General features: G+C 60.9%; 26 protein-coding genes and 1 pseudogene. 9 read left to right on the plus strand and 18 right to left on the minus strand.

The window, feature by feature from the left end:
- Nucleotides 1–15: 15 nt before the first annotated feature.
- The 6 genes and pseudogenes from G3N59_RS00585 to G3N59_RS00610 form a co-directional block, all read right to left on the minus strand.
- Complete coding sequence (locus G3N59_RS00585; protein WP_205980530.1) at nt 16–1,596, minus strand: AAA family ATPase; 1,581 nt, start codon at nt 1,594–1,596, stop codon at nt 16–18.
- 219 nt (nt 1,597–1,815) lie between these two features.
- A pseudogene (locus G3N59_RS00590) lies at nt 1,816–2,298 on the minus strand (alcohol dehydrogenase catalytic domain-containing protein); the annotation flags it as partial.
- A complete protein-coding gene (locus G3N59_RS00595) occupies nt 2,295–3,398 on the minus strand; it encodes an FAD-dependent oxidoreductase (protein WP_205980532.1) in 1,104 nt (367 codons plus the stop codon). The pseudogene G3N59_RS00590 and the gene G3N59_RS00595, both read right to left, overlap by 4 nt.
- On the minus strand, nt 3,395–4,081 hold the full coding sequence (locus tag G3N59_RS00600) for a cupin domain-containing protein (RefSeq protein ID WP_205980533.1): 687 nt from the start codon (nt 4,079–4,081) through the stop codon (nt 3,395–3,397). Before G3N59_RS00600 ends, G3N59_RS00595 begins: the two co-directional genes overlap by 4 nt.
- A gap of 6 nt (nt 4,082–4,087) precedes the next feature.
- The gene (locus tag G3N59_RS00605; protein ID WP_205980534.1) at nt 4,088–4,432 is read right to left on the minus strand and encodes a carboxymuconolactone decarboxylase family protein; all 345 of its coding nucleotides are present in this window, start codon (nt 4,430–4,432) and stop codon (nt 4,088–4,090) included.
- Nucleotides 4,433–4,497: 65 nt separating this feature from the next.
- The gene (locus tag G3N59_RS00610; RefSeq protein WP_205980535.1) at nt 4,498–5,277 is read right to left on the minus strand and encodes an SDR family NAD(P)-dependent oxidoreductase; all 780 of its coding nucleotides are present in this window, start codon (nt 5,275–5,277) and stop codon (nt 4,498–4,500) included.
- Nucleotides 5,278–5,409: 132 nt separating this feature from the next.
- Between G3N59_RS00610 and gcvA the strand changes: the two genes are divergently transcribed.
- The 6 genes from gcvA (at nt 5,410) to G3N59_RS00640 (ending at nt 11,428) form a co-directional block, all read left to right on the plus strand.
- On the plus strand, nt 5,410–6,381 hold the full coding sequence (gene gcvA, locus G3N59_RS00615; protein WP_205980536.1) for a transcriptional regulator GcvA: 972 nt from the start codon (nt 5,410–5,412) through the stop codon (nt 6,379–6,381).
- 116 nt (nt 6,382–6,497) lie between these two features.
- Nucleotides 6,498–7,409 (plus strand): LysR family transcriptional regulator, encoded by a 912-nt coding sequence (locus tag G3N59_RS00620; RefSeq protein ID WP_205980537.1) that lies wholly within the window; start codon nt 6,498–6,500, stop codon nt 7,407–7,409.
- 136 nt (nt 7,410–7,545) lie between these two features.
- Complete coding sequence (locus G3N59_RS00625) at nt 7,546–8,220, plus strand: histidine phosphatase family protein (protein ID WP_205980538.1); 675 nt, start codon at nt 7,546–7,548, stop codon at nt 8,218–8,220.
- Nucleotides 8,221–8,277: 57 nt separating this feature from the next.
- On the plus strand, nt 8,278–9,294 hold the full coding sequence (locus G3N59_RS00630) for a phosphotransferase (protein ID WP_205980539.1): 1,017 nt from the start codon (nt 8,278–8,280) through the stop codon (nt 9,292–9,294).
- 49 nt (nt 9,295–9,343) lie between these two features.
- Nucleotides 9,344–10,105 carry an SDR family oxidoreductase gene (locus G3N59_RS00635; protein WP_205980540.1) on the plus strand — a complete coding sequence of 254 codons (762 nt, stop codon included), beginning with the start codon at nt 9,344–9,346 and terminating at the stop codon, nt 10,103–10,105.
- Between the two features lie 78 nt (nt 10,106–10,183).
- A complete protein-coding gene (locus G3N59_RS00640; RefSeq protein ID WP_205980541.1) occupies nt 10,184–11,428 on the plus strand; it encodes an acyl-CoA dehydrogenase family protein in 1,245 nt (414 codons plus the stop codon).
- 10 nt (nt 11,429–11,438) lie between these two features.
- On the opposite strand, the gene G3N59_RS00645 is transcribed toward G3N59_RS00640, so the two are convergent.
- The 3 genes from G3N59_RS00645 to G3N59_RS00655 all read right to left on the minus strand — a co-directional run bounded on the left by G3N59_RS00645 (nt 11,439) and on the right by G3N59_RS00655 (nt 14,382).
- Nucleotides 11,439–12,500: a low specificity L-threonine aldolase gene (locus G3N59_RS00645; protein WP_205980542.1), complete on the minus strand. Its 1,062-nt coding sequence runs from the start codon at nt 12,498–12,500 to the stop codon at nt 11,439–11,441.
- A 130-nt stretch (nt 12,501–12,630) separates the two neighbouring features.
- Nucleotides 12,631–13,446, minus strand: a complete 816-nt coding sequence (locus tag G3N59_RS00650) for an AraC family transcriptional regulator (RefSeq protein WP_205980543.1) — start codon at nt 13,444–13,446, stop codon at nt 12,631–12,633.
- A 78-nt stretch (nt 13,447–13,524) separates the two neighbouring features.
- Nucleotides 13,525–14,382 carry a LysR family transcriptional regulator gene (locus G3N59_RS00655; RefSeq protein WP_205980544.1) on the minus strand — a complete coding sequence of 286 codons (858 nt, stop codon included), beginning with the start codon at nt 14,380–14,382 and terminating at the stop codon, nt 13,525–13,527.
- A 126-nt stretch (nt 14,383–14,508) separates the two neighbouring features.
- Between G3N59_RS00655 and G3N59_RS00660 the strand changes: the two genes are divergently transcribed.
- Complete coding sequence (locus tag G3N59_RS00660) at nt 14,509–15,810, plus strand: aspartate aminotransferase family protein (protein WP_205980545.1); 1,302 nt, start codon at nt 14,509–14,511, stop codon at nt 15,808–15,810.
- Nucleotides 15,811–15,839: 29 nt separating this feature from the next.
- Here the strand turns inward: G3N59_RS00660 and G3N59_RS00665 are convergent, their stop codons facing one another.
- The 8 genes from G3N59_RS00665 to G3N59_RS00700 all read right to left on the minus strand — a co-directional run bounded on the left by G3N59_RS00665 (nt 15,840) and on the right by G3N59_RS00700 (nt 21,749).
- Entirely contained in the window at nt 15,840–16,139 is a 300-nt protein-coding gene (locus G3N59_RS00665; protein WP_205980546.1) for a hypothetical protein, read from the minus strand.
- A gap of 114 nt (nt 16,140–16,253) precedes the next feature.
- Nucleotides 16,254–16,583 carry a superinfection immunity protein gene (locus G3N59_RS00670; protein WP_205980547.1) on the minus strand — a complete coding sequence of 110 codons (330 nt, stop codon included), beginning with the start codon at nt 16,581–16,583 and terminating at the stop codon, nt 16,254–16,256.
- A gap of 245 nt (nt 16,584–16,828) precedes the next feature.
- Entirely contained in the window at nt 16,829–17,356 is a 528-nt protein-coding gene (locus G3N59_RS00675; protein ID WP_205980548.1) for a cytochrome b, read from the minus strand.
- On the minus strand, nt 17,353–18,441 hold the full coding sequence (locus G3N59_RS00680) for a catalase family peroxidase (RefSeq protein ID WP_205980549.1): 1,089 nt from the start codon (nt 18,439–18,441) through the stop codon (nt 17,353–17,355). Before G3N59_RS00680 ends, G3N59_RS00675 begins: the two co-directional genes overlap by 4 nt.
- A 147-nt stretch (nt 18,442–18,588) precedes the next feature.
- Nucleotides 18,589–19,050 (minus strand): hypothetical protein, encoded by a 462-nt coding sequence (locus G3N59_RS00685; RefSeq protein WP_205980550.1) that lies wholly within the window; start codon nt 19,048–19,050, stop codon nt 18,589–18,591.
- Nucleotides 19,051–19,265: 215 nt separating this feature from the next.
- Entirely contained in the window at nt 19,266–19,589 is a 324-nt protein-coding gene (locus G3N59_RS00690) for a Rieske 2Fe-2S domain-containing protein (protein ID WP_205980551.1), read from the minus strand.
- Nucleotides 19,590–19,652: 63 nt separating this feature from the next.
- Nucleotides 19,653–20,651, minus strand: a complete 999-nt coding sequence (locus G3N59_RS00695; RefSeq protein WP_205980552.1) for a fatty acid desaturase — start codon at nt 20,649–20,651, stop codon at nt 19,653–19,655.
- Nucleotides 20,652–20,678: 27 nt separating this feature from the next.
- Nucleotides 20,679–21,749, minus strand: coding sequence for a sugar ABC transporter substrate-binding protein (locus G3N59_RS00700; RefSeq protein ID WP_205980553.1), 1,071 nt, complete (start codon nt 21,747–21,749; stop codon nt 20,679–20,681).
- A gap of 192 nt (nt 21,750–21,941) precedes the next feature.
- Between G3N59_RS00700 and G3N59_RS00705 the strand changes: the two genes are divergently transcribed.
- Together G3N59_RS00705 and G3N59_RS00710 are read left to right on the plus strand one after the other, a co-directional pair.
- On the plus strand, nt 21,942–22,979 hold the full coding sequence (locus G3N59_RS00705; protein ID WP_205980554.1) for a LacI family DNA-binding transcriptional regulator: 1,038 nt from the start codon (nt 21,942–21,944) through the stop codon (nt 22,977–22,979).
- A 29-nt stretch (nt 22,980–23,008) separates the two neighbouring features.
- Nucleotides 23,009–23,803: a hypothetical protein gene (locus G3N59_RS00710; protein WP_205980555.1), complete on the plus strand. Its 795-nt coding sequence runs from the start codon at nt 23,009–23,011 to the stop codon at nt 23,801–23,803.
- 66 nt (nt 23,804–23,869) lie between these two features.
- Here the strand turns inward: G3N59_RS00710 and G3N59_RS00715 are convergent, their stop codons facing one another.
- On the minus strand, nt 23,870–24,853 hold the full coding sequence (locus G3N59_RS00715) for a sulfonate ABC transporter substrate-binding protein (RefSeq protein ID WP_205980556.1): 984 nt from the start codon (nt 24,851–24,853) through the stop codon (nt 23,870–23,872).
- Nucleotides 24,854–25,020 lie beyond the last annotated feature (167 nt).

Consider the following 25,020-nt stretch of genomic DNA (forward strand, 5'->3'; position numbering starts at 1 on the left):
ATTCTATTATCATTTTTATACCGGTTCAAAAAAACCGTGTGGCCAATTTCTCAAAAAACCCTTTTCAGAAAAATCTGAGTGACGAATATCTGTAGGCGAGGAAAATTTATTTTTTTCAAAAATCAATACAGAAGCATCTTTCGACGCTATTTTTCCGGTACCAATTAGTGACCCGAGACGATTTACAAGATATTCACTATGCGTTTCAACGATGACGCGAATATCAATTTTTTTCGCTCTTGCAGCGACAATCGCAGATACAAATACGTCGGCAAGCTGAGCTTGGAGCCTCGGATGGAGATGCAGTTCGGGCTGTTCAATGGCAAAAATCACCGGTGCAATGCGTCCACCATTTTTTCTCCCCACTCTTTTATTTTGAATCGCCCACAATTGCGCCAAAATCGGAAACATTTGCGAAAAACCAAACCCCGTGTCTGCCATGTTAAATTCTTTCGAATTATCCTCGGAGGATCGAAGCAACAATGACAAATGTCCGCCCTGCTCGGACGACGTTTGAATAGAAATTCCAAAAAAATCGCGAGTCCATTTCGAAAAACTATACCGCTCGCCTGCTGACATATTATCAAGAAAAAGTGCGAAATTTTTTCCCGTCGGGTCCAATTCATTTACAGCCAGTCCCTGCTTCCTGTAATAGCGCTCGGCGCTCGCACGAAGTGGTGATACATATTTTATATTTTCAAGAGCTGATTCAAAATAATCAAAAATGTGTGCTGTAATCTCTGGGAAGCGCGTTCCAATAACGATATTTTTAAGTTTTTTGAATTCAGCCGAATCTTCATTCCAATTTGCCGCAGCTCTCCGCCATGTGGCGTCGCCTATGTCGTCGCTCTGTGCGACTGCCAGGAGGGAGTGAATAGAAGATCGAAGCAGACGATATGCAACGTCACGATGACGCTCTTCGCGTGAGCGGCCATCCATCCGTTGCCCGACAAAATCAATAACAGTTTCAAGATAGGTCTTTCGCTGTTTTTTTAGATCGGCTGTCGCCCCAGATCCGAAAGACTCGCTGCTTGCAAGACGTGTGAACGTGGGGATTGGGCCATTCCACTCGCGAACACCCAGCCAATCCTTCACCAACTCGACACCACTTTGGCCATTGATCTCGAAACGTTCAAATGTGCCGTCAGCGTTCAATTCGAAAGAAATTTCATTTCCATCAAAATGAAAATCATAGCCGAAACTTTCAAGACACCCATTATTGCGTGGGCCGTATTCAGTAATGGAAACAGTAAACTCTGTAATGCGAGAATCTTGCGGAAGTTGTCGATTAAATACCGCTCGCGATGTCTCAAGCAACGCATCCAAAAAAGTATCGAATTTAATTGTCACCGATACCGAATTTTCGTCTGCGAATTTTGATATGGTCTCTGAGAATCCACCAAAATCTACGAGCTCCCCGACCCACAAAAATGGCTCTCTAGCCCGGACGCCTAACGCCTGCTTAAAAAGAGCGAATGTTCGCAAAAAAGTACTTTTCCCTGAACTATTTTGCCCCAAAAGCAAGGTAATGGGTGCTAAATCGATTAATCCAGAGTTTTTAAAGCTTCTTATATTTTTCAAACCCAAGCTTTTCATGCTATCCCCGATTCAATTAACTACGACTTGCAATGCTCGAGAGACTAGCAAGAATCCGACAGAATCGGAAGTATGTGTGCAGCGATTGCGTCGCGCTGTGATTCATAATGGATAAATCTGTCGATTTTTTTGCCCCACAAGGCCCGCGTTGCCGTTGTGCGCTGCGACCAAGCTGTCGGAGCGGCGCCCGATCACCGGGTTAGCATTCCCGGCGTAATTTCTCAGCGCATTGAACGTGGCGATACCCGCGCATAGCAGGGGCGCGGCTTCTTCGGCGGCGAGTTCTGGCGGAATCGCTACGAGTGCCGTTGCGCGCACAACCATTGCCTCGGCGTAACCGCCATCACAGGTCGAGCCAACAAACGGCTGGTTTTCGCAAAGTTGGAATTGCCCGCGCCGACATTGCGCACACGCATTGCAATGCCCGCCAAGACGGCCTACGCCCACTCGTTGACCGGGTTTCCAGAGCGCGGGCACGCGAGCACCCAGCGCAACGATCCGGCCGACGATTTCGTGCCCTGGCACGCGTGGCGGTTGCAGCGCGGGATTGGCGCGATCGATGTCGGCGATATCGGCGCCGCAGATTCCGCAGGCTTCGACGGCGAGAAGGACTTCGTCGTCGCCGGGCATCGGTGTCACGCGTTCCACGAGTTCCAGAATGCCGGCCTGCGCAATCTGCATCGCACGGTAAGTGGCTTTCATGATCGGCTCTCTCGCGATAGGGATATGGATTCAATGGCTGCGTCTACGGCGTCGATAGCACCGGCGACGTAGCCCGGGTAGCGCGCCGACCACTCGCTGCCGATTCCCGCCAGGCGGCCGCGCCAGCTACCCGCAACAGCTTCGCTTTGCGGTGCGTGCCAGTGATGCGGCGTGGCGGTGCGGTCGGCGGCGGTTGCGCTCAGGCGGGACGCGGTCCAGTCCTTGATGGTTTCGAAGTGCGGATCGCGGGCTTCGTCGCCGAACAGCCGTATGAGTTGGGCGCGGCACGCGGCGAGCAACGCGGGTTCGCCAATCCGTGCGCGCCCATCGGCCGGAATGCCGATAAAGCCGAACACTGCTGCCGCGCCTTCCAACGGAGACGCGTCGTGGATTTCCGCAAGCGGGCCGCTCGCGCTGCGCGCCGCGCCGGAAAGGCCGCGTTCGCGCCAGAACGCTTGTGGGTAGACCGCGAGATACTTCGCATGCGGTGCCATCCACGTGGGCGTGTCGCGCCACGATTGCGCGAGGGCTTCCGGCAGGGGCGGATCGAATACGATCGAGGTTGAGGCCAGGCGCGGCGGCAATGCCAGCAAAACATGGGCAACGCTGTGCGTGCTCATGTTTCCCTGCGCATTAATGCTCTGAATCTCGATGGAATGCTTAGCAACACTGAGGTGTGTCACGCGCTGATCGAGGTGAAGGCATTGCATCGACAGACGTGAGCGAATCGTATCGACGAGCGCGGACATTCCGCCTGCAAGTCGCATCGATACGGGTTCGTTTGCGTAACCGCGCATGCGAACCGGCGGTGCGCCGGGAGCGCGCTCGATTAGCGTGTCGCCGCTCTCGTGTTGCGCGAAACGCGCGATGCCCAGTTCGCGCACGAGCCGGTCCAGTTGCGGCTGAATGCCCGGCCAAAACCACGTCGCGCCGAGATCGAAGCGCGCGTCGTTCGGCCCTGCGGATACGGTCTCGATTCGGCCGCCAAAGTGGTCTGCTGCTTCCAGCAGCATGTAATCGTCAATGCCGCGCGATTGCAACTGCATTGCCGCGTAAAGCCCCGCAACACCGCCACCGACGATGGCAATCCTCGCATTCATGACGAAACCTCTATTGGCAGGCCGCGAAACGCGCCCGTCTTCAGATAAATCATTGCGCCACCCGCACCGGCGAATACATCGCGATGCGTACCGGCAGGCAGTCGTAGCCAGCCGCCGCGCAGCAAATGCGTGTGCTCCGCAATGACTTCGCCGTCGAGCACCAGCAGCTCCGCACCTTTAACGGCATCGGTCAATACGCGCTCGCCGGGCGCAAGTCGCGCGAGCATGACGCGCTCTTCTTCATCGGCAAAAAGCGGACAAACCTCGCGGCCTTGTTCGCGTTTCCATGCATCGGGCGCATAGGTGTCGATACGCACGCTGCGCTGATCGGAAGGCATCATCTGCCCCAGTTTGACGAAGATAAGCGCGCCTTCCCGACTGGCTGGCCGATGCGATGAACCCGGCGGATTGCGCAGATACCAGCCCGCCGGATAGTGCGCGTCGTCTTCGGAAAAGCAGCCGGAAAGCACGAGAATCTCCTCGCCGCCATCGTGTGTATGGCGAGGGAAATGAGAGTCTCGCGCGTATCGCACAAGACTCGTGGCGCGTGCTTTTTCATGGCCGATCGCGCCAGTGACGCGGTCGAGCATCACACGCTCGACGCCGTTTTGCGGCGAGCGTACCCATTCGAAGGATTCGCTCGCGACCACGGCGCGGCGCGAAAATTCGGCGTTGACGAGCATGGCCGCTCAGGTGGTCGGAAGCGCAGCGTGGGCGTCGAGCACACGCGCGGAATACGTGAGCGCCGCGCCCGCATTCAACGCGATGGCTACACCCAGCGCTTCGGAGATTTCCTCCAGCGTCGCGCCGTGTTCGACGGCCTTTTTCGTATGCACGGCGATACAGCCATCGCAACGCGTGGTCACGGCGACGGCCAGCGCAATGAGTTCGTGCATTTTCGGTTCGAGCTTGCCGGTTTTCGTGGCGGCGCCGTCGATGGTCATCAGGCCGCGCATGACATCGGGCGTGATCTTCGCGTAGTCGCCGACACGTTCGAGCAGGGCGTCGCGGTAGCTGTTCCAGTCTTGCATCATGATGTTCGATTCCAGTGAGTTGATGAGTGACTTCGCGAGTGATTTGACGAATGAGTGCGGCGCATTCAGGCGTGACGTCCGGCCATCACGCCGCCATCCACCGGCAGCACCGTGCCCGTGATCCACGAAGCCTGCGATGATGCGAGGAACAGGATCGCATCGGCGATATCGGCGGGTTGGCCGTTGCGTCCAAGCGGATGGAACGCGTTGAAAGCGGGCAGCGTTGCCTTCACTTCGGCGTCGCTCATGAAGGTGTTGTAGACCGGCGTTTCCACCACGCCCGGCGCGACCGTATTGATGCGGATATTCGAGGCCGCAAGCTCGATCGCCAGATTGCGCGTGAGCGCATGCACGCCCGCGTTGGCGGCGGAATAAGCGGCCGAGGGCGTCGCGCCAATCGCCTGCAGCGCCCACAGCGAACCGGTCTGCACGATCGCACCGCCGCCGCGCAGTTGCATGGCCTTTGCGGCCGCTTGCGCCATGAAGAATTTGCCCTTGAGGATCGTGTCGAGAAAGCCGTCGTATTCGGCTTCGGTCACGTCCAGAAACGCTTTGGGACGGAAGATGCCCGCGTTATTGACGAGAATATCGACGCCGCCGAATGCTTCGGTGGCGAGCGCGACCAGCGCGGTTGCCGTGGCGGGCAGCGCGATATCGCCGGCCAGATAGCGCACGTGCGCGCCGCTCGGGTCGACCTGCGCGGTGGCCTGCTTGAGTTTGCTTTCATCGCGCCCGCCGATCACCACCTTGGCGCCAGCCTGCAGCAGACGCAGCGCGACTTCCTTGCCGATACCCGAACCGCCGCCAGTGACGATCGCAACCTTATTAGAAAAACTGTTACTCATGAACGACTCCTGAAATGTTCGCAAGAGACAGAGACGAAGGGTTTGATCTCTGTGACGGATACATTCTGGGCGCTCGGCAGGGCGCGCTCAAATCAGATATTCTGTGCTTTGCTGATAGAAAATCTTTCAGATATGACGACTCCGGTTTATCTCAACGCACTGCGCGCCTTCGAAGCCAGCGCGCGCCACCAGAGCTTTTCTGCTGCGGCGGCGGAACTCAACGTCACGCCCGCAGCAGTGGGGCAACTCGTGCGCAGCCTGGAGGAGTGGCTGGGCGCGCCGTTGTTCGTGCGCGGCACGGGCGGCCGCGCCCGGCTGATGGCAACGGAAGTCGCGGAGCGCGCTTTGCCCGATATCCGCGCCGGTTTCGATCGCTTGACGCTGGGGCTGGAACGGTTGAAAGAAGGCGCGGCGAATGGCGTGCTGACGGTAACGGTCAGTCCTGCCTTCGCGGCGAAATGGCTGCTGCCGCGCATCGAGCGCTTTCACGCGCAATGTCCGGAGACCGATCTGCGGCTCGATACCAGCCTGAAGCTGATGGATTTCACCGCGCAAGGTATCGATATCGGCGTGCGTTATGGTGCCGGCACTTGGCCCGGTCTCGCGGCGGAAAAGCTGATGGACGAGGAAATCTATCCCGTCTGCTCGCCGGCGTTGGCCAAAAGCAGTCAATGGCGCACGCCGCGCGAACTCGCGGGCGAAACGCTGATTCACGACCTTTCGGTGGATAGCCATGCGGGCTTTGCCACATGGCAGGCGTGGTTCGAGGCCGCGGGCATCCCGGACGCAGCAACGCGACGCGGGATGAAGATCAACAATTCGGCGGCCGTACTGCAGGCGGCTATCGACGGACAGGGAATTGCACTCGCGCGTAGCGTGATGGCGCGTGACGACCTGGCGGCAGGGCGGCTGGTGCGCCTCTTTCCGGCGATATCGTATCGATCTGCACTGGCGTATTACGTGGTGTATCGGCCGGAATGCGCGAGCCTGCCGCGGCTAATGACGTTTCGCGACTGGTTGATGAGCGAAGCGCGCAAGGAAACGCTGGCACGCAAGCCGCGAAGTGAAAAGCGGGCTTCGGCGAAAAGCGGCGGCAGCCGATAGACACGTCACACGTTTGTGCGCGAAACAGGCGAGCGTGCGCCATGACCGCCTGGGTAAAATGAAAAGCCGCTTCGCGTAATCCCGACAAACCGCGCTCACGTTACGGACGAAATCGCATGCCGCTGTCCAGGATCGACCTGAATCTCTTTATCGTGTTCGAAGCGGTCTATCGCACGCGTAATCTCACGCGCGCGGCGGAACTGCTGTTCATCACGCAGCCGGCCGTCAGCAATGCGCTCGCGCGCATGCGTAAAACCTTCGACGATCCGCTGTTCGTGAGCACGCCCGCCGGCATGCTGCCCACGCCGGTTTCGGAGAACATCATCGGCCGTGTGCGCGAGGCGCTGCAATTGCTCGATTCCAGCACGCACGCGGGCGAGCGTTTCGATCCGGCGACTTCACAGCGCACTTTCCGGCTCAGCATGAACGATCTGACCGAGGCCATGCTGTTGCCCGCGCTCGAAGAAGTGCTGCAGCGTCACGCGCCCGGCATCCGCATCGAGAGCTATTTCACGACGCGCCGCGAAGTGCCCGAGGCGCTGGCGAGCGGCGAAGTGCATCTGGCCATCGACGCGCCGCTGATCGACGATCCGCAACTGGAGCAGGCGCCGCTCGGTGGCGATCACTACGCGTGCCTGCTGCGCAAGGATCATCCGTTCCGCAAAAAGAAACTGACGCTCGACGATTATCTGAGGCTGGGTCATATCCACGTTTCCAGCCGACGTCAGGGGCTCGGTCTTGTCGATACGGAACTCAACAAACTCGGCCAGCGCCGCAATGTGCTCACGCGCGTGCAGCACTACCTGGTCGCGCCGCTGATCGCCATGCGCACGGATCTCGTGCTGACCGCGCCGCTCAAACTGCTGCAACGTTACGATGCGCGCATTCTCAAGCTGCCGTTCGATTTGCCGGGGCTAGAATCGCATGGTTACTGGCATCGCAGCGTGGCGGGCGATCCGGCGCATCGCTGGTTGCGCGAGCAGATCGGCCAGTTGATGCAAGCGCAGAATCTGCAGGCGTTTGGATAGCGTTCTGGCACGCTATAAATCTCACCCAGTATCGCCAGCCGGTATCACCATTAGTTATCGAGATATATAAATAGAATAAACTTCCTGAATGCCACGCGGCCCGATATCGTACTAGCCATCTTCACGCGAGGACGGCATGGCGGATCTCTATCTGGTACGGCACGGGCAGGCGTCGCTGGGCGCGCAGAATTACGACGCGCTGTCGCCTTCGGGACATATTCAGTCGACGTGGCTCGGCGAATATTTCGCACAGGCGGACATGCAGTTCGACCGCATTGTGACCGGCACGATGCGCCGTCACGAACAAACTGCCGAAGCGCTGCTCGCCGGCATGCGCGCACCGAAGATCGATGTCGTGCAGGATGCCGATCTCAACGAATACAACTTTCACGCGCTGTTCGAAGCCCTCGAGGCGAGCGGCCTCATGCCGCCCGCACCTGCGGATGGCGCGATCAAGCACTTCTATAAGGCGCTCAAGCACGCGCTGCAACTCTGGTCCGAAGACCGTTTGCCGGGCCCGCTGCCGGAAAGCTGGCAGCAGTTTCAGACGCGTGTGGCGCGCGCTCGCGAAGCGATCCAGCGCATGGGCGGCAAACGCGTGCTGGCAGTGAGTTCGGGCGGCGCGATTGCGGTGTTCACGCAGCAGATTCTTCAGGCGCCAGCATCGGCTGCTATTGCGCTCAATATGCAGATCCGCAACAGCAGCGTCTCGCAATACGTTTTCAATGAAAGCGCGATGTCGCTGGTTGGCTTCAACGCGCTGCCGCATCTCGAACGCGCCGAACGGCGCAAGCTCGTCACTTACGGTTAGAAGCCGGTAAAAAGCAGGCTAGAAGAACGGGCGCAATCGCATTCACACTCTCGCAGCATGACTATGTCCGATCCAATTGACGTTGATGTCCTGAGCCGCTATCTGGCGGCGCACGTGGCCGGTTTTCAGGGGCCGATAACGCTGGAGAAGTTCGCCGGCGGTCAGTCCAATCCTACCTTTTTACTGAGCGCGCAAAGCGGCCAATACGTTTTGCGGCGGCAGCCGCCAGGCACCTTATTGAAATCCGCTCATGCCGTAGACCGCGAATTTCGCGTGATCGAGGCATTGGGACAGACTGCCGTGCCAGTCGCGAAAGCGTTGCACCTGTGCAAAGACCGCGAGGTAATCGGCAGCCTGTTTTATGTCATGAGTTTCGAGCAAGGCGAAATTCATTGGGACCCGGCGTTGCGCGATTCGAGTGCCGAAAAGCGTGGCGCGTATTTCGACGCGCTGCTCGAAACGATGGCGGCGCTGCATAACGTCGATGTCGAGGCCGCCGGTCTTGCCGACTACGGCCGTGCGGGCAATTATTTCGCGCGTCAGATCGATTTGTGGACCACTCAGTATCGCGCCGCGCAAACCGGGCAACTCGACGCCATGGAAGCGCTGATTGCGTGGCTGCCTGCGAATTGCCCAGCGGAATCGGGCAAGCCTGCGCTGGTGCACGGCGATTTCCGTATCGACAATTTCATTTTCCATCGCGGCGAGCCGCGTGTGCGCGCGGTGCTCGACTGGGAATTGTCCACGCTTGGCAATCCACTCGCGGATCTCGCGTATTTCTGCATGTGTTTGCGCTTGCCGCGTCAAGGGCATATCGCCGGGCTGGCGGGTCTCGACCGCGCTGCGCTGGGCATTCCCAGCGAAGAAGCGATGGTCGCGCAATATTGCCGCCTGCGCGGTATCGACGCGATCGGGCACTGGAACTTTTATCTGGCCTTCAGCTTCTTCCGTCTCGCGTCGATTGCGCAAGGCGTGAAAAAGCGCGCGCTTGGCGGCAATGCGTCGAACGCGAAGGCTCGCGAGGTCGGCGAAATGGCGGGCGCGCTCGCGCAAATGGGCGTCGACCTGATCTGAAATCACCTTACGTTTATCCACTTTCCGGGCTTTAAAAAGGTTACTTAAGATGACTAATCTATTTGATCTGAAATCGAAGATTGCGCTGGTGACGGGCGCAAGCCGTGGCATTGGCGAAGAAATCGCCAAACTGCTCGCGGAGCAGGGCGCACATGTGATCGTGTCGAGCCGCAAGATCGACGACTGCGAGGCGGTGGCGCGCGGCATCCGCGAAGCCGGTGGCAGTGCCGAGGCATTCGCCTGCCACGTGGGCCGTATCGAAGATATTCACGCGATCTTCGGGCATATTCGCGAGCGTCACGGGCGGCTCGATATTCTCGTCAATAACGCTGCTGCGAATCCGTATTTCGGCCACATTCTGGATACCGATCTCGCTTCGTTCGAGAAGACCGTCGAAGTCAATCTGCGTGGCTATTTCTTTATGTCGGTGGAAGGCGGCAAGCTGATGCGCGAAAACGGCGGCGGCGCGATCGTCAATACCGCGTCCGTCAATGCGTTGCAACCGGGCGACCGCCAGGGCGTGTATTCGATCACTAAAGCGGGCGTGGTGAACATGACGCGTGCGTTCGCGAAAGAGTGCGGGCCGTTGGGTATCCGCGTGAATGCGCTGCTGCCTGGCCTTACGAAAACGCGCTTCGCAGGCGCGCTGTTCGCCGATCAGGAGCTGTACGCGAGCGCAATCGGCAAGATTCCGCTGCAACGGCATGCCGAGCCGCGCGAAATGGCCGGCACGGTGCTGTATCTGGTCTCCGACGCGTCGAGCTATACCAACGGCGAGTGCATCGTCGTCGACGGCGGACTGACGATCTGAGCGCCGCTATTCAGCGTGCTAGAGCACGATTGAGCACGACCGGGCACGACCCGATTCAAACCGATTCAGGAGAGCAGAATGGACTTTGCGTATAGCCCGAAAGTCGAAGCGCTGCGCGCGCAATTGAGCGCATTCATGGACAAGCATATCGTGCCGCGCATTCGCCAATGGCACGACGAAGTCAGTGCGGGCCAGTATCCCGTATCGTTTATGGAGTCGCTCAAGGACAAGGCGCGCTCGGAAGGCCTGTGGAATCTCTTTCTGCCGCATCTGCACGACGACGAACCAGGCACGCGGCTGAGCAACCTCGACTACGCGCCGCTGGCGGAAATCATGGGCCGCATTCCCTGGGCCTCCGAAGTGTTTAATTGCAACGCACCGGACACGGGCAATATGGAATTGCTCCATATGTTCGCTACCCCCGCGCAGCGCAAGCAATGGCTCGAACCGCTGCTGGACGGCAAGATCCGCTCGGCGTTTGCGATGACGGAACCGGCCGTGGCTTCATCGGATGCAACCAATATCACCACGCGCATTCGCCGCGACGGCGACGATTATGTAATCGACGGACGCAAGTGGTTTATCACCAACGCTGCGCATCCGAATTGCGAAATCTTTATCGTGATGGGCAAGACCGATCCCGATGCGCCCAGCCACAGTCAGCAAAGCATGATTCTCGTGCCGCGCGACACGCCGGGCGTGACGGTCGTGCGCAATATCACGGTGATCAATCACACGGCGCCCGAAGGCCATTGCGAAATCGTGTTCAAGAACGTGCGCGTGCCGAAAGAGAATCTGCTTGGTACGGAAGGAAGCGGCTTTGCGCTCGCGCAGGCGCGGCTCGGGCCGGGACGTATTCACCACTGCATGCGCTCGATCGGCGCTGCGGAACTGGCGCTCGAACTGATGATCGAGCGCGCCCAGGCGCGCACGGCCTTCGGCAAGCGTTTGCACGAACACGGCTCGGTGGCGGAATGGATCGCGAAATCGCGCATCGAAATCGATCAGGCGCGGCTCCTCGTGCTGAAGGCCGCGTGGATGATCGATACCGTAGGCGCGAAGAGCGCGCGCAAGGAGATTTCGATGATCAAGGCGCTTGTGCCGACCGTGCATACCGCCGTGTGCGAGCGTGCGATGCAGGTGTTCGGCGCGATGGGCCTGAGCCCGGACACGCCGCTGGCCGATAGCTGGACCTGGGGCCGCGCGCTGCGCTTCGCCGATGGCCCGGATGAAGTCCATCTGCAAAGCATCGCGCGCATGGAGATTCAGGCGCGCCCGCACGAAGCGGGCAGCGTGAGTCCTTATCTGACGCCGCCGGTTTGAGCCCGCGTTTTCAAGCTTGATTTGCAGCTGCCCGCGCCCGCTCCAGCAAGTGATCGACGTCTTCGAAAGTGGTCGAGAACGCCGTCACGAAGCGCACGACGTTGGCGCCCCAGCGATCGTGATAGAAGCGGAATCCTGCATTGAGCAGCGCTTCGATCAAGGGCGCGGGCAGGCGGCAAAACACGATGTTCGCGGCGGGCGCGCCCAGAATCTCCACGCCTTCCAGCGCCGCAAGACCTTGCGTGAGACGTTGCGCGGCGGCGTTCGCCTGACGCGCATTGCGCAGCCACAGATGGTCGCTCAGATACGCGTCGATCTGCGCGGCGAGAAAACGCATCTTCGAAAACAGATGTCCGGCGCGCTTGCGGCGGAACGCGAGTTCCTTCGCGAGCGAGCGGTCGAACAGCACGATGGCTTCGGCGGCGAGCACGCCGTTCTTGGTCGCGCCCAGCGAAAGCGCGTGCACGCCGGCCTTCCACGTCATCTCCGCGGGCGAGCAGTCCTGCGAAACCAGTGCATTGGCAAAGCGCGATCCGTCCATATGCAGGCGGATATTCGCGGCCTTGCAGGCATCGCCGATCGCCTCGATTTCCGCGAGCGTGTAGACGCTGCCTTCCTCGGTGGCCTGGGTGATGCTCGCGCAGGCGGGCTGCGTCGAATGGACGTCGCCAACCTTGGCGCTGGCGGCTTCCAGCAGCTTTGCCGGGTCCATTTTCGCGGCGGGGCCGTCGACGCTCACGAGCTTCGCGCCGTTCGTGTAGAACGCGGGCGCGCCGCATTCGTCGTTATTGATGTGGCTCGATGCGTGGCAGTAGATGTTGCCCCAGGGCGGCGACATCGCGCTCAGGCATAGCGCGTTGGCGGCCGTGCCGGTGGGCACCAGCAGCACGTCGACTTCGCGCTCGAAGATTTCGCACAGGCGGCGCTCGACGCTTGCCGTGTAGGGGTCCGCGCCATAAGGGTTGGCCTGCCCGGTGCTGGCGGCCACCAGCGCTTCGATCACTTCGGGCGATGCGCCCGCGATGTTGTCGCTCGTGAAACCCAGGGACAGCGCCCTGTTACTGCTCGTCATGGTCGTTTCCTCAACTCGGCAGGGGCATGTGGCCCCGGATGCAGACATCGTATGCCGGGCGAGGGTGACGGCGCTTGTAAAAAATTGACGTAGCCGCGCGCGAGCGCTGCGCTCGAACGCCGAACGCCAGCTAGCTGCGAAAGCGCGAGGGCGCGACGCCATAGGCCTGGCGGAACGCGCGATTGAAATGGCTCTGATCGTAAAAGCCCACGGCCTGCGCGACCGTGGCAATGGCCTGCGAGCCTTGCAGCAGCAATTCGCAGGCGCGTTCGAGGCGCAGGCGCAGCAGCCACGCGTGCGGCGTCATGCCGATGCTCAGCTTGAACTGCTTGAGGAACTGGAAGCGGCCGAGCCCGCACAGGCCAGCGAGTTCTTCCAGCGTGATTTTTTCCGCGAGACGGCTGAAGCAGTAGTCGCGCACACGACTCCACTGAGCCAGCGACAGCGCGCCCGGCACGCGCTCGGGCACGATCGCGCGCGACTGGCGCAGCAGGTTTTCGAGCAGGGTGAGCCATTGCGTCTGCGCGTCCAGACTGCCCGCGCCGCCGTCGTGCTGCATCGAATCGTGCAGGCGCACCAGTTGGGCGGCGAGCCGCGTGTCTTCGAGCACGGCGCTGGTGAGTTCAGGCGCGCGCGGCTTGCCGCTGATTTCCTCGGCCACGCTCGCGATCAGTTCCTGCGAAAGCCGGAACGTCTTGAGCGTGTACTGGCCGCCGTCCTGCGCCATGCCATCGTGAATCTCGCCGGGTGGCATCAGCGCAACGCAGCCGGGGCCGAGCAGAACGGTCTTGCCCTTGCTGCCCTGACGCTGGATGCCTTCGCTCACGAGTCCCACATGAAAATCCAGATGGAAATGGCGATCGAAACTGAATTCGGCGAAACGCGCCGTACTCAGCACGAGGCCGGGCACCTCGGATATCTGCTGGTAATGGACGTATTCGCTCATGAATCGGGGCGCGATAAAGCGGCGCAAAGGCGTGGATAGCGCGAAGTATACCGCTCGCGCGCGGCGGCCCGCAGCGCTTCACAACACCGGCAGCACCGCGCGAATGTGCTCCGCGAACGCAGCCGTCAAATGCGAGGGCCGCTTGCGCCCGAACTTCACGGTGATGCCCACGGCCGGCAAAGGCGGCAGGGCGGGATCGCCGTTGAGGATCGCGAGATCGGGCGGCACGGCGGTTTGCGTCATCACGGCGAAGGCCTGGCCCGCGCGCACCAGCGCCGTGAGCCCCGAAAGACTGCTGCTCGCGCAGGCGATGCGCCACGCGCGTCCGGCTTGCTGCAGCGCCTCGCAGGCAGCGATGTGGTCGAGCGTATCGGCATCGGAGAGGGCCAGCGGCAAGGGATCGAAGTGCGCCGGATCGAGGCCGGGATAGCCGATCCACACCAGCTGCTCGCGGCGGATCAGCTCTTCGCCGGGCGTGGCATCGGGCAGCGAGACCATCGCCAGATCGACCGCGCGTTTGTCCAGCAACTCGACGAGCCGGGGCGTGGGCGCGCAGACCACTTCCACCAACGCATGCGGATGCTGGCTCGAAAACTGGCGCAGCAGCGCAGGCAGGAAGACGGCCGCGTAATCGTCGGGGCAACCGAAGCGCACGCTGCCCGTGAGGCCCGTGCCGCTGAGATCGGCCAGCGCTTCGTCGTGCAGCCGCAGCATGCGCTGCGCGTGCACCAGCAGCCGCTCGCCCGGATGCGTGAGCACCACGCCGCGCCCGGTGCGCTGGAACAGCGGTTGATCGACGATCGATTCGAGCCGTTTCATCTGCTGGCTCAGTGCGGATTGCGTGCGCCCGACGCGTTCGGCGGCGCGGCTGAGCGCACGCACTTCGGCAATCACGGCGAAGGAACGCAGCAGATCGATTTCGAGGATGCGGCTCACGGGCGGGTCCTGAGGTATTAGCGCTGTTTCTGGCTCCCATTAATACTATTCGATTTTATAAAAGCTGGGCGCGACCTAGACTGCAAGACATCACGCCATTCCGGCCCGATCACAAGGAGAAGCACGGTGTCCCGCAACGACGATGCAACCTTCTGGCACAACGCCAGGCAGCACCTGATCCGCTACGGCGGCACCTTCGAGCCGATGATCATCGAGCGCGCGCAAGGCAGCTTCGTCTACGATGCCGACGATCGTCCGATCCTCGATTTCACGTCCGGCCAGATGAGCGCGGTGCTGGGGCACAGCCATCCCGAGATCGTTTCGGTGATCCAGGAGTACGCGGGCCGCCTCGACCATCTGTTCAGCGGCATGCTTTCGCGGCCCGTGGTCGATCTGGCGACGCGGCTGGCCGATATCACGCCCGACGGTCTCGACCGCGCGCTGCTGCTGAGCACGGGCGCGGAGTCGAACGAAGCCGCCATCCGCATGGCGAAGCTCGTGACCGGCAAGTACGAGATCGTGGGCTTTGCGCAGTCGTGGCATGGCATGACGGGCGCGGCGGCGTCGGCGACCTATAGCGCGGGGCGCAAGGGCGTGGGGCCGGCGTCGGTGGGTTCGTTCGCGATTCCGGCGCCGTTCACCTACCGGCCGCGTTTCGAGCGCGACGGCCAGTACGACTATCTCGCCGAACTCGATTACGCCTTCGATCTGATCGATCGCCAGTCGAGTGGCAGTCTCGCGGCCTTTATCGCCGAGCCGATCCTGAGTTCGGGCGGCATCATCGAATTGCCGCCGGGCTATATGGCGGCGCTCAAACGCAAGTGCGAAGAGCGCGGCATGCTGCTGATTCTCGACGAAGCGCAGACCGGCGTGGGCCGCACGGGCACGATGTTCGCCTGCCAGCGCGACGGCGTGACGCCCGACATTCTCACGCTCTCGAAGACGCTGGGCGCGGGGCTGCCGCTGGCGGCCGTGGTGACGTCGGCGCAGATCGAAGAAACCGCGCACGAGCGCGGCTATCTGTTCTACACGACGCACGTGTCCGATCCGCTGCCTGCCGCCGTGGGGCTGCGCGTGCTGGACGTGGTCGAGCGCGAAGGGCTGGTGGCGCGGGCGAACGTGATGGGCGAGCGGCTGCGCAACGGTCTGCTCGATCTGATGGAACGTTACGAGTGCATCGGCGATGTGCGTGGGCGCGGTCTGCTGCTCGGCATGGAGGTCGTCAAGGACCGGCGAACCAAGGCGCCCGCCGATGGACTCGGCGCGAAGATCACGCGCGAGTGCATGAACCTCGGCCTGAGCATGAACATCGTGCAATTGCCGGGCATGGGCGGCGTGTTCCGCATTGCGCCGCCGCTGACCGTGAGCGAAGAGGAAATCGATCTGGGCCTGTCGCTGCTGGATCAGGCGATCAAGCGATCGATTTAAATCCGCTTTAAACCGGTTTTAAGGCGGGTTTAAAACCTGGGATGGCATTCGAAGCGCAGCACGGAATCCTGCTGGGCGAGCGCTTCGACGCCATCGGTACGCTCGACGGCAAAGCTCGTTTGCATGCCGCGCGTTTCGCAGTAATCGGTGGCTTCGGCCTGCGCACGACGGTGCGCACGCGCCCAGGCAAGACGTCCGCCCGAAGCGGAGGCCGTCACCATATAGGTGTCCTTGCCCGTTGCGGTTACGTCGCCCGCCGAAGCACAGGCCGATAGAACCGAGGCAGTCGCGAACAGCGAAGCGAACAAACTGAAAAAGCGGAAAGACATGCGGGGGTACATCGACAACGGTGTATTGGACTGCATTTTTTTAACTTCGTATTGGGTTCAAATCTTTATCGAGCAGGGTTGTCATTCGGGCGGCGCAAGGCCGCCCGAAGCACATCAGCAAACAGTCGTGGCGACGCGGCGATTCGTTTTATTGCGGCATTCCTGAATCGCGCGCAGCTTCACATGCTCGACGATTTTCTGGCTAGTGACGCGCCCGGCAGTGCTGCGGAATTTGCGTGCGGCGCGCGAGAGCAGCCGTTCATCGTGGACGCGATGCGCCCAGGCGCGGGCCGCGAACCAGCCGACAATCGTCCATCCCAGCAGGATATTGACCACTGTGATGGCCAGTGCGTCGCTGTGATTGCGCGCATCGGCTTCAATCGACGGAATCAGATAAAGGCTCAATGCGGCAATGAGTGCGGCGCCTTCTAAAACCTGGAACATGTCTTCACCTCAGAATTAAGCTGCAAATCTGCGAAGCACTTGTCTTGAGTGCGCCGCCATTGCGATGGAGGTGAGTTTAGGACGTTTCTATCGCAAGACAATGCTAATAGAACGAAATCAGAGTTGCGCTCAGGAAAACAATCGCGCTGTAGGTTCGTATTACGTTGAGCGGCGCGCGAAATAAAAAAGGGCAGTGAATGAATGCATTCAATCTGCCCCTTAAAGCAATGAGTTTGGAACGTGTTTTAGCGCCACATCGCCTGAAATACGCCGTCGCGGCGCACGAGCGCGTGGAATAGTGCCGCTGCCAGATGTACGACGATCAGCGCAAAGAAGCACAGCGCAAGAAAACGATGCGCATTCCACAGCAGCGAATGCAGTTCATTGCTATGCGGCAGGATCGCGGGCAGCCGCACGCCGGCGACGACGACCGGGTAATCGGCGGCCGAAAGCATGCCCCAGCCAATCAGCGGCAGCGCAATCATCAGCACATAGAACGCCAGATGCGAGAGCCTGGCGGCGAGTTTCATCGGCTCCGGCATATCGGCGGGCAGCGGCGGCGCGCCTTTGATCAGACGCGTGACCAGGCGGATCAGCGCCAGGATCAGGATGGCGATGCCGAGCGGTTTATGGATCGAGACCAGCGTGAGGTAATCGGGCCGGATGGTCGACACCATGCCCACGCCGATAAACAGCATCGACAGAATGCAGATCGCCATGATCCAGTGAAGGGCGCGTTGCAGCGGCGAAAAGCGCGCGTGAATGGGGCTCATGGCTTCGCTCCTTCCGGGGGCGTGTGCGGATAATCCTTGTCCTCCGCGGTGCGGCGGTTGAACGAGACCGAATAGGCGGCCGAGCGGGCGGCGGGGAACGGATCGTCGGATACGTGCATGCCGGCGGGCAGCACCGTGGGATCGAAGTTCAGGTCGCGGCAGGGGCCGTCCGGTTCGGGCTCGATCGCGCTGACCACGAGCGTGCCCGCTTCCACCTTGCGGCGCTCGGCGGGCCAGGCCTTGCTGGGATCGGCGGTGGGATCGCCGGGATCGGCCACGGTGACGGACAGCGTCCAGCGTTGCGGCGCGGCGTGCACGCGTTCGGTGATATCGGTGTCGAGGAAGTTGGCGCCGCGTTGCTTGAGGGCATCGGGCGAGACGGTTTCGGGCTGCTGCGCGGGCACGAAGGACCAGCGTACGACGTGGTCTTCGCCTTGCGCGTTGGTGAACACGAAACTGTTGAGGCTGTTGTAGCGCTCCTGCGCGTAGGAAGCCGTCCACGGCGCGCTGCCGGCCCATGCGCCGAAGGCCGCGAACTCGGGATGCGCGCCGATGAAGTTTTTCATCGCGTCCGGGTCGGTCTTGTTGCCGGCGGCCTGCAGCAGCGCGTAGAAAGCCTGCGGCGTGGCGACGGGGAAGAACGGCGCGTCGATCATCGCCGTGCGCCATTCGCTGCCATCGGGCGCGACGATGCGCAGGCTCAGGCCGCGCACGCGCACGGTGGCGTCGGCGGCTTTGGCATCGGCGGTGGCCAGATTGAAGCGGCCGGTGACGGGGTACGAGCCGGCCGCGAGCATCGGCGCTTTGGAGAGCGCCGCGCCTGCACCGTTGGCTTCGAAAGTGCCTGTAAAACAGATGCCTTTGGCGTGATTGCGCCGGAAGCCGAGCGCGGGGCCGCCCGGCGGCGCGAGCCCGTTGACGACCTTGGCCGGAGTGATGCGCCCCGGCGTGAGCCAGCCGCCGGTGTAGGCGAATGCGGCCACGAGGACCACGACGACGACGGCAATCAGGACGAATGCGCCTGCATTGGAGCCGTTAGAACCGTTAGAGCCATTGGAACCGCCAGAACCTGGTCGATCGGACATGGAACCCTCGTTGTTGGGCACAGGCACTACTGGGGACTAAGCCGCAGGATAGTGAATTTCTGCCCGAAGGGTTGCGTGCGCGTGCGGAGGCTTTAAAGCGGGTTTCTGCTTACTGGATTGAAAGCATTTGAATCGTGCGCGCGCGATTCAATGCACGATCAACGAATTGGACTGTGCATTGCCGGCACCGGCCGCGATATTGATGCCGATATTGCCGCTCGCGCCCGCGAGTGCGCCTGCACCGAGTTGCGCGATGGAACTGCCGCCCGCCATCTTGACGACGGCATTCGTGCTCTGCGTCGTAACGATTTCCGCTTGCGACGTGGTGGCAATGACGAGTTGATTCGTCTGCGCATTGAGTGCGCCCGCGCTGAGATTCACGCCGATATTGCCGGTCGCGCCGCGCAGCACGTCCGCGCCCACGGAAGCCGAAGGCGCGTCGATCGTTGCGCTGCCGGCGACGTTCTGCAGCGTGCTCAGCGTGACCGACGAGAACACGGTCGTGCTGTCATCGTCGGATAAAGTGGCCGACGTGCCTGCAAAAGACGATGAGGCGCCCGCGCACGCGGCGGCCCAGATGACTGCGGCGATGATCGAACGGACTTTCATTGGCGGCTCCCCAGCGTGTGCGAATCACACGGATAGATTCGATAACGACCGTGGAGCGGGGAGGTGGAGTGAGGGTTTTCCCTGGGGGAGTGATGCCGGGGCGTGGCCGATAAAAAATAGCGATACAGACCGCAGCCCATATCGCCCACTTACGCATCAGTGGCAAACACCGGCAGGTGGAGTTGCCGGATGGAGTGACCAGGCGATGATCGGCATTACTCCACTTCGAGGCCGATCATCACGCTGCCGCCTTCCGTCTTGACCGGATGCGTGGCGAGATTCACGCACACCGGCGCGCCTTGCGCCTTGCCGCTCGGAATATCGAAACGCCCCATATGCATGGGACATTCGATGATTTCGCCGAACACGAAGCCATCCGCGAGCCGTGCCGTTTCGTGCGTGCACACGCCTGCCGTTGCGTAAAAGCCCGAGGGCGTGTGATAGATCGCATAGAGTTTGCCGTCGTGCGCGTATTCGATGACGTCTTCTTCGTCGATGTCGCTGGTCGCGCAGACGTGATGCCATTGCAGAATGTTCATGGTATTTCCCGGAGAGAAGAGAATTCACGCAAAAGATTCATGCAAAAGATTCATGCAAAAGATTCACGCAACCGCGTCGCCATGACGGCCCGGCGGCAACTCGCGCACGACCACGAACTCGGGATCACGCTGCTGCCTTGCGAAGATCGCCAGAATCTCGCGCCATGCAGGCCACAGGCCGCGATAGGGCGCGGGCATCTGAGCGGCAACCGTTGCATGGAATTGCGGTAAGGCATGAAACGGCACACTCGGAAACATGTGATGTTCGATGTGGTAATTCATGTTCCAGTACAGAAAGCGCACAACAGGATTGAGCATCACCGTACGGCTCGACACGCGATGATCGAGCACGTTCTCTTTGAGGCCCGTGTGCTGCGTCAGTGCGCACAACTCATGCAGCCACGTGCCATACGCGCGCGCCACGAACAGGAACACAATCGGCAGCCAGCTATGCGCGAGCAGTGCCCACGCGAATACGCCCAGGTAGCAGGCCAGCAGCACGCGCGAGTTATTGCACATGCGGCGATACTCGCTTTCGGGCACGACGGCTTTCGCGCCCTTCGTCACGATGCCAAAGCTATGCAGCACGATCGCGCCGAGAAACTGGATGCCATGCGATATCCGCACGAAATCCGTCACCAGCTTCAGATAACTCAGTGGGCGTTTGAACGCTAGTTCGGGGTCCTGATAAGGATCGGCAGTCAAGTGCGTATAGGTGTGATGTTTCGCATGCAGCCAGCGGCTATAAACCTGTTCGCGCCACGACATGAAGCAGATCACCCAATAAACCGCTTCATTGATCCAGCGCGTCTTGAAGGCCGTGCCGTGCCCGAGTTCGTGGGCAGCGGCTTCGCTGAAGGCGAACACGGTTCCATACAGCAGGAAGGCCGGGATTGCCCATACGGTGCCCAGCGACCACCACGCCAGCGCGCCTGTCGCGATCACGAGCGCGAAGAAGCCGCCTGCCTGCACGAGCCCCGGCGCGTCCGAGCGCGCGGAAAGGTCCTTGAGCGCCTTGCGGTCGATGTCCACCCGGTACCAGGACTGCATGTCGATATTCATTGCTTGACTCCGTCGCGGCAGAGAGATTTATCGGTACGAGCCTGCGTATTGCTGGACCACGGCGAGGTTCTCGCGCGTGACGAAGCTCGGCCCGGAACTGACGGTCGAGCCGGTATAAACAGGTTTGAGGCCGTATTTATCGAGGCGTGCCGTCACTTTTTTGTCCGCCTTGAGCGCGGCGACGATATGCGTGGGATCGCTGGTCTTGTCGCGAACGGCGATAGCCATGGCGGCCACCGACAAATACCCCTGCAGATAAGGCTGCTGATCGATTGCGAAGGCAATATGGCCTGCCTGGATCGCTTTGAGAATGTCGGGTGAAAGATCGAAGGTGGCCACATAGATCTTGCCGGTCTTGCCCGCGTCCGCCACGCCGCGCAGTACGCCCATCGCTTGATCGGGGCCGAGCGCGAGAATTGCCTGCGTATCGGCATGCGAGCGCAGATAGGCGGCAACCTTGCTCTGGATGATCGTGGGATCTTCGCCGCTGTCCATGGTCGACTTCTTGTAATCCGCGCCGATGGCATCCGCGAAACCCTTGCAGCGGTCCCACAGCGCCTGGATATCGGCGCCATGATTCACGCACAGGAAGGTATGGATGCCCGCGGCTTTCGCGCGTTCGCCTGCTGCCTTGCCCGCTTCGTATTCGGGCTGGCCCACATGCAGGATCGCGCCCAGTTTCATGCCGTCGGCGGGGCCGCCGTTGATCGTCATGAGCGGAATGTGTTTGGCTTTCACGCCGCTTATACCCTTCTGGATCATGTCGAAGTTCGGCACCGTCGTGATGACGCCCGCGTAATTGCGCGCGGCCGCCTGTTCGAGAATGCGCACCATGTCGCCGGTATCGCCCGTGGGTGGATTGCGGTAATCGACCGGCACGTTGAAATCTTCGCTCGCGTCGCGCATGCCGTTCTTGACGGTGTTCCACCAGACATTCGAATCCGAGCCGTGGCTCACCATCACGAAGCGTTCTTCGGCCATTGCGCTGCCTGCGCCGAAAGCGGTGACGAGCGTGAGCGCGCTGAGCGCTGTAATTGCGGTGGCCCGCGTGAACGCCGCGAGCGCGCGCCGGGCGCGGACTGAACCGTTCCTCTTCATGATGCTGTCTCCTGTGAATTGTCGTGTGCCGTCATTGCCAGGTTTTCTACGACCACTTTTCTTGCGGCTTTTTCGTGAAAACCCTCTGCTCGAATGCTGGCGAATGACGAATAGAATGTAGTTGATGGAATTCTGGCTCTCAAACGGAATGTTGAGGACTTTTCCTCAGTTCCTTCCGAACCCGAGGTACGCATGACGGCGAGAAAAAAGCCCACCATGGAGGACGTCGCGAAGGCGGCGGGCGTGAGTTACGCAACGGTGGAGCGGGTGCTGAACGGGCGCGGCGGCGTGTCGCGCGCGAAGGAAGCGGGCGTGCTGGAAGCGGCGCGCACGCTCAAGATCGACCGTGCGCTGCACGAGGTTTCGGTGCGCTGGTTGCGCATCGCCATCGTCACGCAGAATCCGGCGTCTGCGTCGCCGTATTACGCGGCGCTGCAACAAGGTTTCGAACTGGCGCAGAAGTCATTCGAGACATATCGCGTGCTATGCAGCGTGACGTTTTTCGATGATCTCGAACCGCAGTCGCTTGCGAAAGTCATTGAACGCGCCGCGCAAAAAGCCGATGCGATGATCGTCGTGGCTTACGAACATCCGCTTGTGGTCGATGCGGTTTCGCGCGTCGCGAAGAAGATGCCCGTGGTGACGGTCGCGAGCGATTTGCCCGATAGCGGCCGCCTTGCCTACGTGGGCATCGACAATCGTTGTGCGGGGCGTATTGCGGGCGAATTAATGGGGCGTTTCGTGGGCCGCGAGGGCGGCCAGATCGTGGTGATCGCGGGTCTGCGTACCTATCTCGGCCACGAGGAGCGCGACGGTGCGTTTCGCTCCGTGCTGCGCCGTCGTTTTCCCGCGTGCGAAGTGGTGGCGACAGTCGAGAGTCGCGAAGACGCGCGCTCCACCGAGCGCCTCACGCGCGACGCCATTGCAAAGTATGCGGATTTACGCGGCATCTACAATATTTCCGTTGGCGATGAAGGCGTGGCGCGTGCGCTCAAGGCGAAAAAGCGCGAGCACGAAACGGTGTTGATCGGTCATGAACTCACGCCGGTCAGCCGCGCGCTATTGATCGAGGGCGTCATGGATGCGGTGCTCGATCAAAGCCCGTTTGTGGAGGCCGTGCGCGCGGTCGAAGTCATATTGGGTCACTACAATCGCGGCACGCCTTCCGGCTTGCCATTGCAAACGCCGATTTCGATTTACATGCAGGAGAATCTGCCGGCGCAGTTTTAATCGATGCTCAATCAAAAAGGAACGCTGCGATGAAAAGATTTTGCTTCGCATTGGCCGCGATTTTGACGATGGCGGGCGCGCACGCGAACCCCCTCGATCATGGCGATTTCGTTTCTATTCCCACGCGCGCGGGCGTGACGCAAAGCCTTTTTTTCGCCACGCCGGCGCAGAAGCCCGCATGGGTGATTGTGTTGTTCGGCGGCACGCCAGGCGCATTGCATCTCGGGCCGAACGGCGCCACCACGCTCAAGGGTAATTTCCTGATCCGCTCGGCGCAGCACTGGATCGACGACGGCGAGGCGGTCGTGCTGGTGGATACGCCGTCCGATCACACGGAAGGTGTCGACGATGATTTCCGCTACGGCAAGGATTCGGTCGTCGATACGCAGGCAATTGCGGCGAAGGTGCGCGAGCGCTTTCCAGAGGCGAAGATGGCGTTTGTCGGCACCAGCGCGGGCACGGTGTCGGTGGGCAATGCGATGAAGCGCGACGCGAAAATCGCCGATGCCTTCGTGCTGACTTCACCCGTGACGGTCTCGCGCAAAGGCGACGCCACCATCGCCGATCTCGATACCGATGGCACGCAAAATCGCGTGCTGGTCGTGGCGAATGCGGGTGATCAATGTCCATCGTCGCCTCCCGATGTCGCGAAACGGCTCGCGCAGAATCGTCATTATGCGTATGTCGAAGTGAATTCGAATGAAGGCGATTCGAATGGCGCAGGCCGTTGCGGCGGTCATTCTCCGCACGGCTTTCTGGGGATCGAAATGGATGTGCTTAAGGCGATTCAGGGGTGGTTGAAAGGGCAAGGCAGCGGCAATTAGCTTTCCGCTTGCCACGGCGTAAAGCCGGATTCCAGCGCAATGCAATCGCCACCGCTACCACTACCCTCAGGCAGCATCCCAACGCGCCTGCGCCACGGTTAGCTTCTTCGGGATCAGTTTGAGGTCGGTGAAAGTATCGGCGATCTGTTGCTGATAGGCGAAGGTGGCGGCATCGACTGGCTGCACGCCGAAGCTCGCGCGTTTGAGCGCGACTTCCAGCGTGGCGGCATCGAGCCCAACCAGTGGCGAGAGTTGCGTGGCCACACTGGCGATATTGTCGCGTGCATAGGCGTCCACTGCCGCGATCTCGTCGAGCAGCGCGTGAACAACCGGCGCATGCGCAGTCGCGAACTTGCGGCCTGCGAGGTAGTACTGCGTATTGCGCACCAGACCTTCGCCGGTGGCAATCGCGCGCGCATTGGCCTGACGCTCGATGGCCGCGAAGTACGGGTCCCAGATCGCCCATGCGTCCACGCTATGGCTCGTGAAAGCGGCGCGCGCATCGGCGGGCGCGAGATAAACCGGCTGAATATCTTCGTAACGCAGACCGGCTTTTTTCAGCGCTTCGACCAGCAGGTAATGCACGTTCGAACCGCGATTGAGCGCCACGCGTTTGCCGCGCAAATCGGCGACGGTGCGAATCGGCGAATCCTGCTGCACGACGATGGCTTCGCCGCGCGGCGCGGGCGGTTCGCTGCCGATATAGACGAAATCCACGCCACCGGCCTGCGCGAAAATCGGCGGTGTCTCGCCCACGGCACCCACATCGACGGCACCGGCATTGAGTCCTTCGAGCAATTGCGGGCCGCCGGGAAATTCCAGCCATTGCACGGAGAAACCCGATGAAGCTAGGCGTTTTTCGAGCGCCTTCTGCGCTTTCAGCACCACAAAGTTACCGTACTTCTGATAGCCCACGCGCAGCACTTTCGTGTCGTCCGCACGCGCCGCGCGGCCGCCAAAAGAAAGCGCCAGAGCGCTGGCTGCGCCGGCTTTAAGAAGTAGACGGCGCGTGTCATTCGCGCTGGAGCGGTCGTGCGGGGAATTCGACATCGTAGTGTGGCCCGGAAATGAAGTAGCTCGAATGCGTGCATGCACGGCGAACGCGCATGATGCGCGGCGATTCGCGCGCCGGTCAACGAATCGCTTCGAAGTATTTCTGCTACTTATTTCGTGGGAGAGAAATAGGGCGGCGGCTCTCTGGGTGTATAGTTGTTTGA

The organism is Paraburkholderia sp. Ac-20340, assembly GCF_017104965.1.
Classification (GTDB): domain Bacteria; phylum Pseudomonadota; class Gammaproteobacteria; order Burkholderiales; family Burkholderiaceae; genus Paraburkholderia.

What these genes read in the sequence shown, in the direction of transcription:
- G3N59_RS00585 (WP_205980530.1), bottom strand. Translation starts at nt 1,596, where the DNA reads ATGAAAAGCTTGGGTTTGAAAAATATAAGAAGCTTTAAAAACTCTGGA.
- G3N59_RS00595 (WP_205980532.1), bottom strand. Translation starts at nt 3,398, where the DNA reads ATGAATGCGAGGATTGCCATCGTCGGTGGCGGTGTTGCGGGGCTTTAC.
- G3N59_RS00600 (WP_205980533.1), bottom strand. Translation starts at nt 4,081, where the DNA reads ATGCTCGTCAACGCCGAATTTTCGCGCCGCGCCGTGGTCGCGAGCGAA.
- G3N59_RS00605 (WP_205980534.1), bottom strand. Translation starts at nt 4,432, where the DNA reads ATGATGCAAGACTGGAACAGCTACCGCGACGCCCTGCTCGAACGTGTC.
- G3N59_RS00610 (WP_205980535.1), bottom strand. Translation starts at nt 5,277, where the DNA reads ATGAGTAACAGTTTTTCTAATAAGGTTGCGATCGTCACTGGCGGCGGT.
- gcvA (WP_205980536.1), top strand. Translation starts at nt 5,410, where the DNA reads ATGACGACTCCGGTTTATCTCAACGCACTGCGCGCCTTCGAAGCCAGC.
- G3N59_RS00620 (WP_205980537.1), top strand. Translation starts at nt 6,498, where the DNA reads ATGCCGCTGTCCAGGATCGACCTGAATCTCTTTATCGTGTTCGAAGCG.
- G3N59_RS00625 (WP_205980538.1), top strand. Translation starts at nt 7,546, where the DNA reads ATGGCGGATCTCTATCTGGTACGGCACGGGCAGGCGTCGCTGGGCGCG.
- G3N59_RS00630 (WP_205980539.1), top strand. Translation starts at nt 8,278, where the DNA reads ATGACTATGTCCGATCCAATTGACGTTGATGTCCTGAGCCGCTATCTG.
- G3N59_RS00635 (WP_205980540.1), top strand. Translation starts at nt 9,344, where the DNA reads ATGACTAATCTATTTGATCTGAAATCGAAGATTGCGCTGGTGACGGGC.
- G3N59_RS00640 (WP_205980541.1), top strand. Translation starts at nt 10,184, where the DNA reads ATGGACTTTGCGTATAGCCCGAAAGTCGAAGCGCTGCGCGCGCAATTG.
- G3N59_RS00645 (WP_205980542.1), bottom strand. Translation starts at nt 12,500, where the DNA reads ATGACGAGCAGTAACAGGGCGCTGTCCCTGGGTTTCACGAGCGACAAC.
- G3N59_RS00650 (WP_205980543.1), bottom strand. Translation starts at nt 13,446, where the DNA reads ATGAGCGAATACGTCCATTACCAGCAGATATCCGAGGTGCCCGGCCTC.
- G3N59_RS00665 (WP_205980546.1), bottom strand. Translation starts at nt 16,139, where the DNA reads ATGTCTTTCCGCTTTTTCAGTTTGTTCGCTTCGCTGTTCGCGACTGCC.
- G3N59_RS00670 (WP_205980547.1), bottom strand. Translation starts at nt 16,583, where the DNA reads ATGTTCCAGGTTTTAGAAGGCGCCGCACTCATTGCCGCATTGAGCCTT.
- G3N59_RS00675 (WP_205980548.1), bottom strand. Translation starts at nt 17,356, where the DNA reads ATGAGCCCCATTCACGCGCGCTTTTCGCCGCTGCAACGCGCCCTTCAC.
- G3N59_RS00680 (WP_205980549.1), bottom strand. Translation starts at nt 18,441, where the DNA reads ATGTCCGATCGACCAGGTTCTGGCGGTTCCAATGGCTCTAACGGTTCT.
- G3N59_RS00685 (WP_205980550.1), bottom strand. Translation starts at nt 19,050, where the DNA reads ATGAAAGTCCGTTCGATCATCGCCGCAGTCATCTGGGCCGCCGCGTGC.
- G3N59_RS00690 (WP_205980551.1), bottom strand. Translation starts at nt 19,589, where the DNA reads ATGAACATTCTGCAATGGCATCACGTCTGCGCGACCAGCGACATCGAC.
- G3N59_RS00695 (WP_205980552.1), bottom strand. Translation starts at nt 20,651, where the DNA reads ATGAATATCGACATGCAGTCCTGGTACCGGGTGGACATCGACCGCAAG.
- G3N59_RS00700 (WP_205980553.1), bottom strand. Translation starts at nt 21,749, where the DNA reads ATGAAGAGGAACGGTTCAGTCCGCGCCCGGCGCGCGCTCGCGGCGTTC.
- G3N59_RS00705 (WP_205980554.1), top strand. Translation starts at nt 21,942, where the DNA reads ATGACGGCGAGAAAAAAGCCCACCATGGAGGACGTCGCGAAGGCGGCG.
- G3N59_RS00710 (WP_205980555.1), top strand. Translation starts at nt 23,009, where the DNA reads ATGAAAAGATTTTGCTTCGCATTGGCCGCGATTTTGACGATGGCGGGC.
- G3N59_RS00715 (WP_205980556.1), bottom strand. Translation starts at nt 24,853, where the DNA reads ATGTCGAATTCCCCGCACGACCGCTCCAGCGCGAATGACACGCGCCGT.